This window comes from Brucella cytisi (assembly GCF_038433355.1).
Lineage (GTDB): Bacteria > Pseudomonadota > Alphaproteobacteria > Rhizobiales > Rhizobiaceae > Brucella > Brucella cytisi.
The window spans coordinates 166377-182196 of the sequence record NZ_JBCAUP010000011.1 but is presented as its reverse complement, the minus strand read 5'-3'; the positions used below and the strand labels follow the sequence as shown (position 1 = coordinate 182196).

Here is a 15820-nt window from a genome sequence, read left to right as displayed (position 1 = left end):
CGGCACAGCTATCAGATACATTATAAGGCGTCCATGAATGACGAAACCGCTCCAACGAATAAAAGTCAGGAAAAAGCCGAGCTCCGCCGCGGCTGGACCACGGGCGCCTGCGCAACCGCTGCCACCAAGGCCGCATTGACGGCGCTTATTACCGGTGAATTTCCTGATCCCGTCGGTATAATTCTGCCCAAGGGGGAAGTACCCTATTTCCAGCTCGCCTATGAAGGGCTGGGCGATGGCTATGCGATGGCAGGCATCATCAAGGATGCCGGCGACGATCCCGACGTGACCCATGGTGCCACGATCATCTCGACCGTATTCCCGGCCCCACCCGGAACCGGCGTCGTCTTTCGTGCAGGTGAAGGCGTTGGCACAGTTACGCGGCTCGGCTTGCAGATTCCTCCGGGTGAAGCCGCCATCAATCCGGTCCCGCGTCGTATGATGACCGAAATCTGCGAGCAGATTTGCGCCGAATACGGCCTGCCCGCGGATATCGTCATTACGATATCGGTGCCCGGCGGCGAAGAGATTGCCAAAAAGACATGGAACCCGCGTCTCGGTATTATCGGCGGTATTTCCATTCTCGGCACCACTGGTGTGGTCCACCCGTTTTCCTGTTCAGCCTGGATACATTCGATCCATCGCGGCATCGACGTCGCACGCGCAGCCGGGCAGAAACATGTCCTCGGCGCGACAGGTTCGACGTCCGAGGATGCTGCGCAGGCGCTCTATGATCTGCCCGATTTTGCCATTCTCGACATGGGCGACTTCGCTGGCGGTGTGCTCAAATATCTGCGCGAGCATCCTATCGACAAACTTACGATCGCAGGCGGTTTCGCCAAGCTGACGAAGCTTGCGCAGGGTGCGCTCGACCTCCATTCTTCACGGTCGCAAGTGGACAAGAGTTTCCTTTGGACCATCGCCGAAAAGGCTGGCGCGCCGGAAAGCATGAAGGATCAGATTCTCTTTGCGAACACTGCGCTGGAAGTGCTTGAACTGACTCAATCAATCGGCCTCGACATGGCCACGCCAATTGCGCTCAAGGCGAAGGAAACCGCGCTCGAAACCCTTCGCGGCGCGCCGGTCGCGGTCGAGATTATCGTAACTGATCGCAGTGGGAATATCCTTGCGCGCGTCTGACCCCAAGATACTCATTCTCGGCGGAACGACCGAGGCTGCGACACTTGCAACGGCCTTCGCAGGGCTGCCCGTCAATGCCATTACCTCGCTTGCCGGGCGTACCAGCAATCCAGCCAAACTGACCGGAACGGTTCGAAGCGGTGGCTTCGGAGGTGTTGATGGTCTTGCTGCCTATCTCGACGAAGAACGGATAGACCTCATCATTGATGCGACCCATCCCTATGCAGCACGCATCTCGCAAAATACGGTTCAGGCGGCAGGCAAGCGCGGTATACCATTGGTGAGGCTGGAGCGCCCCGCCTGGGAGGAAAAGCCGGGCGACCGCTGGATCAATATTTCCGATGAAGCCGAAGCAGTAAATGCTATCCCATCCGGTGAGCGTGTATTTCTGGCGCTCGGTCGCCAGCACATCGCGCCTTTCGCGGAGCGCGCTGATGTTCATTTCGTCATCCGCATGATCGATCCACCGGATGTGGCACTACCACAGGATTGCGAAATCGTTCTGGCGAGACCCGGCGATTACGCTGCGGAGAAGCGTTTTCTGGAAGGCCGCAGGATCGGGCTGATCGTCAGCCGCAACTCGGGCGGCACCATTTCCTATGCAAAAATCGAGGCTGCCCGTGCACTGGGACTTCCGGTCATGATGATTTCCCGTCCACCGGTTGCGGCCAGAAACGTTGTCACTTCACCAGAAGATGCAATCATATTCGCCCGCAAAGCACTAGGTTTTTGAACGCGCCGCGTGGCTGTGTGCTTCATGGTAAAGCGCTGAATCGCGAAAGCTTTTAGGGTCCAGTCCGCGCCCGACAAAAATCATTGCCGTACGTTTCAACCCGAATGCAGCTACCTTCTCCGCTATGTCTGACAGCGTACCGCGTAGAATTTGTTCATCAGGCCATCCAACGCGATAGGCGATAACCACCGGGCAATCGGCACCGTAAAGAGGTGTCAGCTCGGCCTCGATTTTGTTGAGGTTCCGGATGGAAAGATGGATCACCAGCGTCGCACCCGACCGCCCGAGTGTGGTAAGGTCTTCGCCTTCAGGCATAGCAGACGATTTCATCGAGGTACGGGTCAGGATGATTGTCTGATTGACCTCGGGAATGGTCAGTTCCTGCTTCATGGCAGCGGCAGCGGCTGCAAAAGCTGGCACCCCCGGCGTCACATCATATGGAATGCCTAGACTGTCCAGCCGACGCATCTGTTCGGCCATAGCGCCATAAATCGACGGGTCGCCCGAATGCACTCGCGCAACGTCGAGGCCTTGCACATGTGCTGCTTCCATCTCAGCGATAATCTCGTCCAGCGTTAGCGATGAACTGTCGACCAGACGCACATCCTTCGGTGCTCCGGCAACAACCTCCTTCGGCACCAGCGAGCCCGCATAGACGCAGACAGGACATTGCTCGATGAGGCGCAGACCGCGCACGGTGATAAGGTCCGCCGCGCCGGGGCCGGCTCCAATGAAATGAACAGTCACGATTTCCCCTTCCTGAACTGCGGACATGACTTTCCGTGATGTCGAAAGTCAATCCGTTTCCGGCAAAAGCTCTTCGATATCGTTGAAGATCGACTGCCATTCCTCATCCGTCAGTTCGAAGAAATTGAAGCTGCGCAACAGGAATGCACCTTCATTGGCTATGAAGGCCAGCCGAGTCCTGCGCCCTTCCGGTGTGGAGACGTCAAGCCCATCCCATTGCTTGCGATACCAGAGACGGGTTTCATCCAGATGTTCGGTGTTGGGAATGAGACTGGTCATCATGGCCGCAAAGCGCGAGTCGTCTTCGGCATCGCTTTCGCGGGTCACGCGAATATGGGCGGCGATATGAGAAAGCGCGTCCATGCGGCCTTGCTTTTTCTTGTCGACCTGTGCGTCGAAACGATCGCCCCACCGCCCGATCATCGCTTTCAAAAGCCCGTCCTTATTGCCGAAGCAATACTGAACGCCCCCTTTGGTCACACCAGAAGCCTGTGCGACGGCATCCATGGTGAGGGCCGCCAGCCCACCTTCGGCGACGAGCTTTTCAGCCATATCGAGCACATGGTCACGGTCGATTGAGCGCGGCCTGCCTATTCTGTGCAAATTTTCACTTTCCATACAGACGGATTTATATTAAGTGAGCCCTCCTCGCAAGTTTGAATACAAGCGTATTGAAAAGGTGCTATCCAATGTTGCCGAAAAATCGCTGGCTGGTTCTGACCATTGTTTCCAGCGCATTGTTTCTGATCGTCGTGGACATGACGGTGCTTTATACGGCGCTACCCCGCCTCACCCACGATCTCGCGGCCAGCGCTTCCGAAAAGCTCTGGATCATGAACATCTATCCGCTCGTCGTTGCAGGACTCCTGCCCGGCCTAGGCACGCTTGGCGACAAGGTCGGCCACAAGCGCATGTTCATGTCTGGACTCGCAGTCTTCGGGCTTGCCTCATTCTGCGCGGCCTACTCGCCAAACCCGGAATTCCTTATTGCCGCTCGCGCATTTCTCGCTTGCGGCGCAGCCATGATGATGCCCGCAACGCTCTCCATCATTCGGTTGACGTTCACCGATGACAAGGAGCGCTCGCTTGCAATCGGCATCTGGGCGGCTATTGCATCAGGCGGTGCCGCCATCGGCCCTGTGGCAGGCGGCGTTCTGCTGGAATATTTCTGGTGGGGATCGGTCTTCCTTATCAACGTACCCGTCGTACTGGTTGCGCTGTCACTCTCCGTCTTCACACTTGAAAATCGTCCGCTCGGCTCCAGGCGCAAATGGGATTTGATCGGTTCGATCCAGATTATGGTTGGATTGATTGCACTCACCTATGCCGTGAAGGAACTCGCAAAGCGCGATGCATCCATGACCGTATTTGCAGCCGCGCTGGCAATCGGGTTGGTCGCATCATTCATCTTCGTGCGCAGGCAGCTCGCAAGCGAAGCACCGCTGATCGACTTCTCTCTGTTCAACAACAAGCTGTTTTCGATGGGTGTTTTCGCAGCTCTGGTGGCTTCCGGTTCAATGACGGGGATGGAACTCGTCTTCAGCCAGCGCATGCAGCTGATCGAAGGCATGTCACCCTTGCATGCCGGATTATCAATCTTGCCTATTCCTCTGGCCGCTTTCGTTGCAGGGCCGCTCGCTGGCATCATGCTGCCGCGCCTTGGTACCGGCAAGCTTCTGTGGTCGTCGCTGGGGATCACAGCACTTGGCGTTATTGTCTACATTCTGACTTACAAGACTTCGGCCTCGTTCTATCTGGTCGGGCTTGCGATTCTCGGCTTCGGCGTGGGAGCTGCCATGACAGGTGCATCGTCGGCGATCATGACCAATGCACCGGTTGAAAAGGCAGGCATGGCAGCTTCCGTTGAAGAAGTTTCCTTTGAACTCGGCAACGCTCTCGGTGTCACGGTTTTCGGAAGCATTCTGTCCGTATTCTACACGGCAAGCCTTGTGATCCCTGAAGGCGCAGGTATCCCCGCAATCGTGCGCGATAGTCTGGACGAAGCGCTTCTGGCAGCTCAATCCCTACCGCCAGCAGATGCACAAACTCTGACGGCGCTGGCATCGGCGGCTTTTGAGAGTGCTTATGTTGCCGTCATCACAGCGACCGCAACTCTGCTTTCGATCGCTACGCTCGTGGCCTACATTATTCAGCGACGTAAGACTGTTACCGCATAATCCGAAGTCGGGACCGGGCGACAGCCAATGCGGCAGTTGCCCGGCCTGATACGGTTTTTTCGACCACAAGAAAGCCATTCGGACCGGTGGCAGCAAGCGCAGCCGCTTCAGCGACACCACGACATCCAACTGCCTCCAGAACAGTCTCCGATGGGTTTTCGAGACGCGGAGTTTCCTTTTCCAGCCGCTCGGCATCGAAGAAACAAAGCGCACATTCATAGTGCGCTGCAAGCTCGTTCCATGCGAGCTCGCCACACTTGGTACTCAAAGTTGCGATAGCGTCAGGCCGCGAACAGCAGCCTTGTGACAACACCTGATCGGCCAAAGCCAAAAGCTCGTCGAATGTCACGCCGGACGAACCGCCCATGCCGAGGACTGTGCTGTAGTTTCTAGAACCCACAGGGAGACGACTGGCGTGCTTTGTGCAGCTCTTCCGGCTTGACGCCGAGTGTATCGGCAATGCGCTGGATCATCGTTGCCTCGGAACGGTCAAGCCGGTGATCGGAACAGGCAATCTTTACGAGGTCACTAAGCAGCGCCAAACGGCGATCCGGTGCCATCTCGGCCAGCATGTTAGCTGCTTGCTTGGTCGTCGTCTCGTAGGCGAAATCCTTAAGATACTCGGCCACTTCCGGAAGCTCTTCCGGCGGAATGCCGAAATTCCTTTCGGCAATTTCCTTGAACGCCGCTATTTCAGCAGGATGCTGGTCGCCATCGGCAAACACCACATGCAACAGCAAAAGCAGTTCAGAAGCGAGCGCCGGATCATCGGCCACGCGCTGCACGGCGCTCTTCTTGCTGAGAAAAGCGGTAATCCGCTCAAAGATGCTCTCGCTCATGGAACCCCTCAAAACTTTCAGCCTGAATATAATGAATAGCGCCGGATGCACCGGAAAACAATCTCGCTCAACGCACTGGCTTTCTTCGGAGATTATCCTTGTCCGACTAGCGTTAGGAAAGCAGCTGCTCTATGTTGCGCCCACCTCTCCCTTGGGCTTCCCCGATGCTTGAATTTTTCGATACGCTTACCCTGCTCCTGACGGCTGCGGCATTCATCGCCGGGATCATCGATTCCATCGCCGGTGGTGGCGGAATGATTACAATCCCCGCCTTGCTACTGGCCGGAATTCCACCCGTTGAAGCACTTGGCACGAACAAGCTGCAAGGCTTGTTCGGCTCGTCATCGGCAACCATCGCCTATGCGCGCAAAGGGCATGTAAACATCAAGGAACAGTGGCCTGAAGCACTTGCATCGCTCATCGGGTCAGTGTTCGGCGCTTTGCTCGCAACGGTTCTGCCGGTCGACATCATGCGTGCAGCGCTGCCAATCCTCCTCATCGCGATTGCACTGTACTTTGCCATCAAGCCGAGCCTTGGCGATGTTGATCGTGCGCGACGTATCGGCCCGTTTCTTTTCGGCGTAACACTCGTTCCGCTGATCGGTTTTTATGATGGCCTTTTCGGTCCCGGGACCGGCTCGTTCTTCATGCTCGCTTTCGTGGCGCTGGCCGGTTTCGGTGTGCTGAAAGCCACCGCACACACGAAGCTTCTCAACTGTGCGTCCAATGTCGGCGGCTTTGCAACCTTTGCCGCTGTCGGCGTCATCAACTGGAAGATCGGTATCTGTATGGGCGTCGCCCAGTTTATCGGCGCACAGATTGGCGCAAGCCTCGCCATGAAGGTCGGCTCACGCATTATCAAACCGCTTTTGATCGTTGTCAGCCTGGCGCTGGCAGTTCGCCTTTTGATGGACGGAACCAATCCGCTGCGCCAGTGGGTTGGCTTTTAAATCCGAAGCGCTACCAGCACTACACCGCAGCCGATAAGCAGAATGCCGAACCAGTTGAGGGTGGACATGCGCTCGCCAAGGAATGCCGCACCGAACAGTGCCACCAGCACAACCGACAATTTATCAATCGGCGCGACGCGCGATGCATCCCCGATCTGCAAGGCCCGGAAATAGGCAAGCCACGAAGCACCGGTCGCCAGACCTGAAAGCACCAGAAACAGCCACGACTTTCCGGAAATCTCGCCGGGTTTATGCCATTGGCCGGTAACGGTCAGGAACAGGCACAACGCGCCAATGATGACCAGTGTGCGCACGAGCGTGGCGAAATCAGAATTGATGCCCTGAATACCAACCTTGGCGAAGATGGCGGTCAATGCGGCAAACACCGCCGACATCAGTGCCCAGAATTGCCAGCTAGCAATCATCAAAACTCAATACCCTTCTGTGCCTTCACACCAGAGCGGAACGGATGCTTTATCATTTCCATCTCCGTCACGAGGTCGGCCGCTTCAATCAGCTCATCCTTGGCATTGCGACCGGTAATGATGACATGCTTCATCTCCGGCTTGGCTTCGAGAACCTCGATCACTTCCTCGACCGGCAGATAATCGTAGCGAAGCACAATATTCAGCTCATCACAGAGCACCATATCGTAACTTTCATCCAATATCATGGCTTTGGCTTGTTCCCATGCCCCACGCGCCATGGCGATATCTCGCGTCCGGTCCTGAGTCTCCCAGGTAAAGCCTTCGCCTAGCGCTGAAATAGTCACCTGTTCGGGGAACTTTTCGAGCACCCAGCGCTCACCCGTGTCCCACGAGCCTTTGACGAACTGCACGACGCCGATTTTCATTCCGTGACCCAGCGCACGGAAAACCATCCCAAAACCGGCCGTCGACTTGCCCTTGCCTTTACCGGTATGGACGATCACCAGCCCTTTTTCTTCAGTCTTTGTCGCCTGAATCTTGTCGCGGGCAGCTTTCTTCTTGCGCATCTTGTCCGCATGGCGTGCATTCAGTTCCTCTTCCGTCATCGAAAGAAGTTTTTCCGATTTCTCAGCCATTTACCGCCCTTTCCGGATTCAATTTTTGAAGATTTGAACTCAATGTTTCCAGCTCGAACCGCGCAGAGTTGGAGCGAGGCGCCCAGAAGCCGCGCAAGATAGCATCGTTGAGTTTCGCTGCCGTCTCGGCAAGTGCTGCCGGGTTTTTCTCGGCCATGAAATCATGCACCGACTTGTCGGCGATATAAGCCTGATAGACCGCCTCGAAATGATGGTTCCCAACCTTGCCGGTGGTCGCCGCGAAGGCGAACAGATAGTCGACAGTTGCCGCAATCTCTGCCGCCCCCTTATAGCCGTGGCGCATGACGCCTGCGATCCATTTGGGGTTGGCTGCGCGACCGCGTACGACGCGCGAAAGTTCTTCTTCCAGCGCACGGATCACCGGCTTTTCCGGGCGGGAATGGTCGTTATGATAAACTGCGGGCATTGCGCCACTCAAACTTTCAACGGTCGCAGCCATCCCACCTTCGAACTGGTAGTAATCGTCGCTATCGAGAAGGTCGTGCTCACGATTGTCCTGATTTTGCACAACAGCCCGAACCGAACGCAGCTGTTCTTCGAGAAGGCCGCGCTCAGCCTGCCCTTCCTCGCCTGCGCCATAGGCGTAACCGCCCCAGACAAGCCAGGCTTCCGCCAGATCGTTGCGTCCCGCCCAGCCGTTCTCGTCGATCAAGGCCTGCAGGCCTGCTCCATAAGCGCCGGGTTTGGCCCCGAAGACACGATAGCCCGCACGCCGCTCCGCAGTCTTTTCGTCTGCCCCTTCTGCAACGAGGCGCGCTTGCTCAATCCGCATGCGTGCTGCGATTGGATTGTCTTCGGCATCCTCATCAAGAGCGCCTACTGCACGCACGGCCTTGTCGAACAATGCAATCTGTTCTGGAAACGCGTCGCGGAAAAAGCCGGAAATGCGCAATGTCACATCGACACGTGGACGGCCAAGCTTTGCAATCGGAACAATTTCGTATCCGGTTACCCGGCGTGACGCCATATCCCAGACCGGCTTGACACCGATCAGCGCCAGAGCCTGCGCAATGTCATCACCGCCGGTGCGCATATTCGACGTGCCCCAAGCGGTCAGGCCGAACGATGTCGGCCATTCACCGTGATCCTGCGTATAACGGGTAATCAGGAGCTCCGCCGATTTGCGTCCCAGTTCCCATGCTGCCGGAGTGGGAACGGCGCGACTATCAGTAGAGAAGAAATTGCGACCGGTTGGCAGCACATCGGGACGGCCGCGTGTCGGCGCGCCGGATGGTCCCGGCGCCACAAACCGCCCGCCAAGTGCGGCAAGAAATCCATCTATTTCCGAAGGCCCACAGGAAACCACCATGGGGCGCAGATGCCCCTCGATGGATTGGAGAACCGCCTGCGTCTGCGGCCAGTCTGCGGGGCACTCTATCGCGCCTGCAACAAAGCTGGCTGCCAGCAGTTCGATACGCTCCACCGTATCGCCCGTAATGCGCCATGTTGCAGGGCTCGCAGCCAGCAGGAGTTCCGGTTTGGCACCTGTCCACGCCTCTGCCATATTGCAGTCCAGCGGATCGTATGTTTCGCCAAGCCCGCAATCCGCAGCGATTGCACGCTGGAGACTTTGATCGCCCGACGCACCACCGAGCGAAACCGGCACGCCACGCGGCACACGCGCCAGTGCAACCAGAAGATCGGTTAGCAACCTGCCTTCAGGCGCCAGCCCGAAAATATGCAGACCGTCGCGTATCTGCATTTCCTTGAGATCACAGAGATAGGCGTCGAGCTTTTGCAACGCCATGTCCTCATCGTCATGGTCGTGAATGCCCGCATCGCGATCAAGCCCGATGTCGCGCACGAGATCGAGTATCTGTCCTTTCAGTCTGAGCAGGCGGCGCGGATCGACACCGGAGGCCTCGTAATATTCGTCCACCAGCGCTTCAAGGTCTTTCAGCGGCCCATAACTTTCAGCGCGCGTCAGCGGCGGCGTCAGGTGGTCGATAATAACCGCGCTGGCGCGACGCTTGGCCTGCGTGCCTTCGCCCGGATCATTCACGATGAAAGGATAGATATGCGGTGTAGGACCGAACACGGCCTCGGGGTAGCAGTTTTCGGACAGCGCAAGCGCCTTCCCTGGCAGCCATTCCAGATTTCCATGTTTGCCCATATGCACAATGGCATCGATGCCGGCGACCTCGCGCAGAAAAGCGTAGAAGGCAATATAGCCGTGCGGCGGCACCAGATCAGGCGAGTGATAAGTCTCTTTCGGGTCGATATTGTAGCCCCGTGCGGGCTGGATACCGACAAAAGTTTCGCCCAGCCGCATCAACGGCAATGCGAAAGCGACAAGCTCCTGTGCAAAATAAGGGTCATCTTCCGGCGCCCCCCAACGCTCTTCGATTTCTTTCTGAATCGCAATGGGAAGTCTTTTGAAGAAAGCCTTGTATTGATTCAGTGAAATCGTTTCGCGAATCTCACGTCCGTCACGTGCAGCATTGGTCGGGCCTGCCGTCAACGCACGCATCAATGCATCACCGTCCACGGGCAGGTCAGCGACGGGATAGCCGCCCTTCGCCATAGCGTGCAGTACTTCAACCGTTCCGGCTGGCGTATCGAGCCCTACCCCGTTTCCGAGCCGCCCGTCGCGGTTCGGATAATTCGCAAGGATAAGCGCAACACGTCTTTCATCGGGCGATTTCCGCTTCAACCGCGCCCAGTTTGCAGCGAGCTGCGCCACAAAACCCACGCGGTTTTCATGCGGCTCGTGCGTCACGATATTCGCTTCCACTGCCGAATCAAACTGTTTTGCCGACTTGAAGGACACGGCACGCGAAAGTACACGCCCGTCCACTTCGGGCAAAGCGACATTCATCGCCAGATCGCGCGCCAATAAGCCCTGCTGTGACGTTTCCCAAACTGCCTTCGGTGTGCCGGAGAAAATCACCTGCAACACCATATTGCCGCGCTTGTCGAGGACAGTCGGCTTGCGCTCGGCGCCCGGCGAAGAAATTGCAAACCCCGTGGCATTCAAAACGATATCCGGCGGACAATCCTCAAACAGACCGTCGACGACTGCCGCAGACAATCGATCCTTGAGGCTCGAAACGAATATCGGAAGCGGATTGAGGCCTTTTGCCTGCAAAGCAGCAATCAGTGCATCGACAGGCTGCGTCTGTCCGCTTTGCACCAGCGCCCGATAGAAAATAATGCCAGCGAGAGGTGCTTTTGCATCGCTCCAGTGCGTGCGAATACTATCCAGCGAGGAGACATGCTCTCCCGGCCACCACAGACCAGCCTTGAGCAGAGGTGCAGCACTTTCAGGCTTCTCGGAACCCGCAATCAGCGCAGCGCAGTAGTGAAGGAATGCGCCGGCATTCACAGCCCCGCCCTCGATCAGATACTGCCAGAGTTCATTTCGCTCGTGCGCAGAGATCGTTGAAAACCGGTCCAGCCCATGATCCGGCTTGTCGTCTCCCGGCAATACGGCAATCTTGATACCGTGATTGAGTGCGCAAGCATGCAGCGCTTCCAGCCCGTAAGGCCAATAAGTCTCACCGCCGATGATGCGCACCACGATAAGGCTGGCACATCGGGCCGTGCGTTCAACATATGCGTCCACCGACATGGGATGGGTGAGACTGAGGAAATTGGCCAGCCGCAAACTTGGCAAATCCGGCGTAAGCCTGTGCGCCTGCGCCAGACTGGCCAGTTCGGTATCGGCGGCGGAAAGGAACAATATCTCTCCCGGCGTTTGGCCGAGATCGACGGCTTCATTGCCGTCGCTGATTGTTCCTTTCTGGGCAAGAAGAAGATGCATCGGTCAGACAGCGTCTTTCACGGCCTTGGCGATGGCTGCTTCATCGATATCATGCAGCCCGATCACGACCAGTCGCGTGGAGCGCGCTTCATCCTTGCCCCATGGACGGTCGAAATAATGCTCAATACGCGGACCAACCGCCTGCACGACCAGACGCATCGGCTTGCCCGGCACATCGACAAAGCCCTTCAGACGAAGAATATCGTGTTTCGCAATGACCGCTTTCAGCTTTTCCGTGAATAGCTTGGGATCGGCCACGGAGCCCGCTTCGACCACGAAGCTCTCGAACTCGTCATGATCGTGCTCATGTCCATCTGCATGATGGATTTCATGGTGGGATTTGCGGTTGGCGATGTCGTCTTCCGTGCCGACGCCGAGGCCGAGCAGAACGTCAGCTCCAAGCTTGCCAAAGCTCGCAGGAACCATATTCACGCGGCGAGGCGAACGCTCGGCCACATCGGCTTTCACACTATCCAGCCTTGAGGCGTCGATCAGGTCAGCTTTGTTGAGAACAATCAGATCGGCTGCATGAATCTGATCCTCAAAAAGTTCCTCCAAGGGGCTTTCATGGTCAAGAGATTCGTCCGCTGCGCGCTGCGCATCCACCTTGTCGTGGTCATCGGCAAAACGCCCCTCGGCCACCGCTGCGGCGTCGATCACGGTTACTACACCGTCGACTGTTACCTGCGTCTTGATTTCTGGCCAGTTGAAAGCCGCGACCAACGGCTGCGGCAATGCCAGACCGGACGTCTCGATCACGATATGATCGGGGCGATCAGCGCGGTCCAGAAGCTTGGTCATGGTCGGGATGAAATCATCGGCAACGGTGCAACAAATGCAACCATTGTTGAGCTCGATCACATCTTCTTCACGGCATGCTTCGATACCGCAACCTTTCAGAATACCGCCATCGACACCGAGGTCGCCGAACTCATTGATGATCAACGCAATGCGTTTTCCATTGGCGTTTTCCAACAGGTTGCGGATCATCGTCGTTTTGCCCGATCCGAGAAAACCCGTGATGACTGTTGCGGGAATTTTCTGTCCCTGCATCGATTTATCCCTTCATCCTGAGCGGCAACCCTGCCGCCATGAAATAAACTTCATCCGCAATCGCGGCCACTGCCTGATGCAGAAAGCCTGCATGATCGCGAAATTCCCGTGCCATGCGATTTTCAGGCACGATCCCAAGTCCAACTTCGTTCGAAACAAAAACCACAGGCCCGGCAAGATTCGGCAGCATGGCGACAAGACTTGCCGTCTCTGTCGCTATATCGCGCTCGGCCATCATCAGATTGGTCAGCCACAGGGTCAAACAATCGACCAGCACGAACCGATCCGCAGCGGCATTCAATGTCAGTGCACCGACGAGATCGAGTGGCTCCTCCACCGTCTGCCATTCCGAACCACGTCGGTCGCGATGAATGGCAATGCGGTTTTCCATTTCCTTGTCGAAGGCACGCCCTGTTGCCAGATAGAGTGGCTGAAGTCCCGAGGATTCAACCATTTTCTCGGCATAGGACGACTTACCCGAACGGGCTCCGCCAAGAACCAGAACCGATTTTCCCGGCGAAGCCATTTTCATCAGCCCTCAATCTCGGACGATGCGTAGTGCTGGATGAACCAGCCAAGTGCGAGGCCGATCACGGCCCACATGAACAGGTTCGTCGCCAGCGATGCGACTGCATATTGCGAAGCAAGCAGTGATGGAATCGGTGACGAGATGTCTTCGGGATGCGGAGCACCATAAAGATGCGGCACCACGATCAGCACCAGACCGAGGGCCTTTGCCCAGATTTCCTGGCGCAACACGATGAGATAGAGGCCTGAACCGCTCAGCACCACGGTAGCAAGCCACCAGAGCTGGCGTTCAGCCAGAGCAGCCGCAGGCATTGCCGGCAATTCCGGTGACAATCCCAATGCGGGCAGAAACGCGACTGCAAAAAAACCCGCGACGCCCCAATAAATCCCATTCTGCACCGTAATGCGGCGTCCGAGAAGCAAGGCCACGCCACCAAGCAGCAAGGCAAAACCTGCACCTGCTACGAGATTGGCAAGGATCGTATTGCCCAACCGCCCAAATGGTAGTTCAGCCCCTTCTTCCTCGTCACTTTCGGCAGCGGCGCCATGATCATGCGGTGTGGCTTCCGCCTCGCCGTGACTATGGCCACCGCCAGCATCTTCATAGGTTTCGGCCTGCAGGATCAAAGGCACTGTCTTCAAATACATGGCGGGAGTAACCAGCAGCCCGGCTAGAAGCCCCGCAGCAAGCGTCGCCAACAAATAACGGATCAACATTTCTGTCCCTCAATAGCAATTTCGCGCCGATAGCCGTCCACCATCGAGCTTTGCTCAGCTTCAATTCCGAAAGATGTTAAACTGCTCAGTGGCAGGGAAAACCATAGGAATGGCGCGTATCGTGCGCTGAATCGTGCAACGTATCAGAATGGGCAAGCCCTACGCCGTAGATCAGGAACGCACCGAGAAGCAGTGAAACCACAGCCGTGCCCAGACGGGCAGCGAGCGGCATTGCGAGTGTGCTGGAAACAGAATTTTGAGTACGTGCAGCCATGACAACCTCCGTGCAGGCAGCAGGGAAAAACCTCCCATGGGGTTCGGGCTCAATGCCCTCACGCAACAGGCAGGTCTCCTGGCTCACGGGTCGCGGGGATTGAAACTACCTTCCCAGAAGCTTTACAGCCTCCAGTGGTTACCGGTTGCCCGGCTTGCCTCATCCCTCTCCGCTCTACAGTCGCGGGGTCGGCTGCGATAAAGACGCCCGGATTGGGTCCGTCCGTCGCATTCCCTTTTTGGTATTGCCGGGATTCGTCCCGGCAAAAAACCTGTTGCATGGTTTCGACACTAGGCTTTCGCCCCATCGTCGTCAATTGCGACCGATGATTGACGACCTCATTTCAAATTAAACAGTGCATCGATATCGAGACATGCGTCCAGCCCTTCGGCCAGCTCATCCAATGCAGCCTCAACGCCGGCGCGATAGTTTACTGAACTGCTACGCACACCAAGATCCTCCAGAAATCTCCGGCGAAATTCGTCTGCATTGAAAATACCGTGGAGGTAAGTTCCCATTATGTGCCCGTCTGGCGATATGGCTCCATCGTCATGCTCGCCAATTCGGGCGAAAGGCCGCCCCATATCCGGTCCGGTCGTTCGTCCGATATGGATTTCATAACCTTCCAGCGGCACATTATGGAGAAGCGCGGTCGCCTGCACATTGCGGACCACTTTTTCAGGTTCCATCACCGTTTCGATATCGAGCAGCCCAAGACCGTCAATGTCGCGTACATGCCCCTCGATACCAGCAGGGTCGCTGATGTGGCGACCAAGCATCTGGAACCCGCCGCAGATACCAAGCACATGACCGCCTCGTTTCACGTGGGCAGATAATTGGCGATCCCAGCCATTGTCCCGAACCGCCTGCATATCGGCTATCGTGGACTTTGTCCCCGGCAGAACGACAAGGCCCGCATCGCCGGGAATGCTCGAACCAGGCGGCACCATGACCACTTCTACATCCGGTTCAGCCTTTAGCGGATCAAGATCATCGAAGTTGGCGATGCGCGGCAACATCGGCACAGCAACCACAAGCGACTTCTTGTCTCCACGTACCGCACGCTCAAGAACGACCGAATCTTCGGCTGGCAATCGCGATACTGCTTTCAGCCACGGAACCACGCCGAAAGAGCGCCAGCCGGTAAACCGGGTAATGGCAGCCAGCCCGTCATCAAAAAGCGAAATATCGCCCCGGAACTTGTTGATCAGAAATCCGCGAACCATGGCGCGGTCCTGTTCGGACAGAATAGTGTGCGTGCCGACGAGAGACGCAATCACGCCACCTCTGTCTATGTCACCGACCAGAACAACCGGGACATCGGCCTGTGTGGCAAACCCCATATTGGCGATATCACCGGCCCGGAGATTGATTTCAGCTGGTGACCCTGCCCCTTCCACCAACACAAGGTCCGCGCCTTCGCTGACCTTGGCGAAAGATTCCATGACAGCCGCCATAAGTTGTGGCTTCAATTCCTGATAATAGCGCCCGCGCGCCTCGCCTCGCACTTGTCCCTGCACGACAACCTGACTACCCATGTCAGTCTGCGGTTTGAGGAGTACCGGATTCATATGGACAGACGACGGCACACCGCAAGCCAGCGCCTGCAACCACTGCGCCCGACCAATTTCGCCTCCGTCGTCGCTGACCGCCGCATTGTTGGACATGTTTTGCGGCTTAAACGGCCGAACATTCAGGCCGCGATTGCGCGCAACCCGGCATAATCCGGCAACAAGAACACTTTTGCCGACGTCCGAACCCGTTCCCTGAAACATGATTGCGCGTGCCATGGACTGCTGCGTAGCTTAAACTGAA

16 protein-coding genes and 1 riboswitch are annotated in these 15820 nt (G+C 56.9%); of the genes, 4 read left to right on the top strand and 12 right to left on the bottom strand.

Going from position 1 to position 15820, the window contains the following annotated elements; all coding sequences use genetic code 11:
• The first annotated feature begins 33 nt into the window (after positions 1 to 33).
• On the top strand, positions 34 to 1140 hold the full coding sequence (locus AAE521_RS12510) for a cobalt-precorrin-5B (C(1))-methyltransferase (protein WP_342061449.1): 1107 nt from the start codon (positions 34 to 36) through the stop codon (positions 1138 to 1140).
• Positions 1127 to 1873 (top strand): cobalt-precorrin-6A reductase, encoded by a 747-nt coding sequence (locus AAE521_RS12505; RefSeq protein ID WP_071630097.1) that lies wholly within the window; start codon positions 1127 to 1129, stop codon positions 1871 to 1873. Before AAE521_RS12510 ends, AAE521_RS12505 begins: the two co-directional genes overlap by 14 nt.
• Here AAE521_RS12505 and cobM read toward each other — a convergent pair.
• Positions 1862 to 2620, bottom strand: a complete 759-nt coding sequence (cobM, locus tag AAE521_RS12500) for a precorrin-4 C(11)-methyltransferase (RefSeq protein ID WP_342061476.1) — start codon at positions 2618 to 2620, stop codon at positions 1862 to 1864. The two genes, AAE521_RS12505 and cobM, sit on opposite strands and share 12 nt — an antisense overlap.
• A 48-nt stretch (positions 2621 to 2668) precedes the next feature.
• Positions 2669 to 3223, bottom strand: coding sequence for a TetR/AcrR family transcriptional regulator (locus AAE521_RS12495; RefSeq protein ID WP_235817396.1), 555 nt, complete (start codon positions 3221 to 3223; stop codon positions 2669 to 2671).
• 86 nt (positions 3224 to 3309) lie between these two features.
• On the opposite strand from AAE521_RS12495, the gene AAE521_RS12490 reads away from it, so the two are divergent.
• Complete coding sequence (locus AAE521_RS12490; protein ID WP_071630096.1) at positions 3310 to 4797, top strand: MFS transporter; 1488 nt, start codon at positions 3310 to 3312, stop codon at positions 4795 to 4797.
• Here AAE521_RS12490 and AAE521_RS12485 read toward each other — a convergent pair.
• Together AAE521_RS12485 and AAE521_RS12480 are read right to left on the bottom strand one after the other, a co-directional pair.
• Entirely contained in the window at positions 4787 to 5164 is a 378-nt protein-coding gene (locus AAE521_RS12485; RefSeq protein ID WP_071630095.1) for a cobalamin biosynthesis protein, read from the bottom strand. The two genes, AAE521_RS12490 and AAE521_RS12485, sit on opposite strands and share 11 nt — an antisense overlap.
• Before the next feature lie 22 nt (positions 5165 to 5186).
• A complete protein-coding gene (locus tag AAE521_RS12480; RefSeq protein WP_010659842.1) occupies positions 5187 to 5636 on the bottom strand; it encodes a tellurite resistance TerB family protein in 450 nt (149 codons plus the stop codon).
• Between the two features lie 164 nt (positions 5637 to 5800).
• On the opposite strand from AAE521_RS12480, the gene AAE521_RS12475 reads away from it, so the two are divergent.
• On the top strand, positions 5801 to 6586 hold the full coding sequence (locus AAE521_RS12475) for a TSUP family transporter (RefSeq protein ID WP_071630217.1): 786 nt from the start codon (positions 5801 to 5803) through the stop codon (positions 6584 to 6586).
• On the opposite strand, the gene AAE521_RS12470 is transcribed toward AAE521_RS12475, so the two are convergent.
• The 8 genes from AAE521_RS12470 to AAE521_RS12435 form a co-directional block, all read right to left on the bottom strand.
• On the bottom strand, positions 6583 to 7011 hold the full coding sequence (locus tag AAE521_RS12470) for an EamA family transporter (RefSeq protein ID WP_071630094.1): 429 nt from the start codon (positions 7009 to 7011) through the stop codon (positions 6583 to 6585). The two genes, AAE521_RS12475 and AAE521_RS12470, sit on opposite strands and share 4 nt — an antisense overlap.
• The gene (cobO, locus tag AAE521_RS12465) at positions 7011 to 7649 is read right to left on the bottom strand and encodes a cob(I)yrinic acid a,c-diamide adenosyltransferase (protein WP_010659839.1); all 639 of its coding nucleotides are present in this window, start codon (positions 7647 to 7649) and stop codon (positions 7011 to 7013) included. The genes AAE521_RS12470 and cobO overlap by 1 nt, the downstream gene beginning before the upstream one ends.
• Positions 7642 to 11433: a cobaltochelatase subunit CobN gene (gene cobN / locus AAE521_RS12460; RefSeq protein WP_342061448.1), complete on the bottom strand. Its 3792-nt coding sequence runs from the start codon at positions 11431 to 11433 to the stop codon at positions 7642 to 7644. Before cobN ends, cobO begins: the two co-directional genes overlap by 8 nt.
• Before the next feature lie 3 nt (positions 11434 to 11436).
• Positions 11437 to 12486, bottom strand: coding sequence for a cobalamin biosynthesis protein CobW (gene cobW / locus AAE521_RS12455; protein ID WP_010659837.1), 1050 nt, complete (start codon positions 12484 to 12486; stop codon positions 11437 to 11439).
• Positions 12487 to 12490: 4 nt separating this feature from the next.
• Positions 12491 to 13012 carry a bifunctional adenosylcobinamide kinase/adenosylcobinamide-phosphate guanylyltransferase gene (cobU, locus tag AAE521_RS12450; protein WP_071630216.1) on the bottom strand — a complete coding sequence of 174 codons (522 nt, stop codon included), beginning with the start codon at positions 13010 to 13012 and terminating at the stop codon, positions 12491 to 12493.
• Between the two features lie 5 nt (positions 13013 to 13017).
• The gene (locus AAE521_RS12445) at positions 13018 to 13731 is read right to left on the bottom strand and encodes a CbtA family protein (protein WP_342061447.1); all 714 of its coding nucleotides are present in this window, start codon (positions 13729 to 13731) and stop codon (positions 13018 to 13020) included.
• Between the two features lie 85 nt (positions 13732 to 13816).
• Positions 13817 to 14005, bottom strand: a complete 189-nt coding sequence (locus AAE521_RS12440; protein ID WP_006467114.1) for a CbtB domain-containing protein — start codon at positions 14003 to 14005, stop codon at positions 13817 to 13819.
• A 51-nt stretch (positions 14006 to 14056) separates the two neighbouring features.
• Positions 14057 to 14295: riboswitch (cobalamin riboswitch) on the bottom strand.
• 48 nt (positions 14296 to 14343) lie between these two features.
• Positions 14344 to 15795, bottom strand: a complete 1452-nt coding sequence (locus AAE521_RS12435) for a cobyric acid synthase (RefSeq protein ID WP_071630091.1) — start codon at positions 15793 to 15795, stop codon at positions 14344 to 14346.
• Positions 15796 to 15820: the final 25 nt, after the last annotated feature.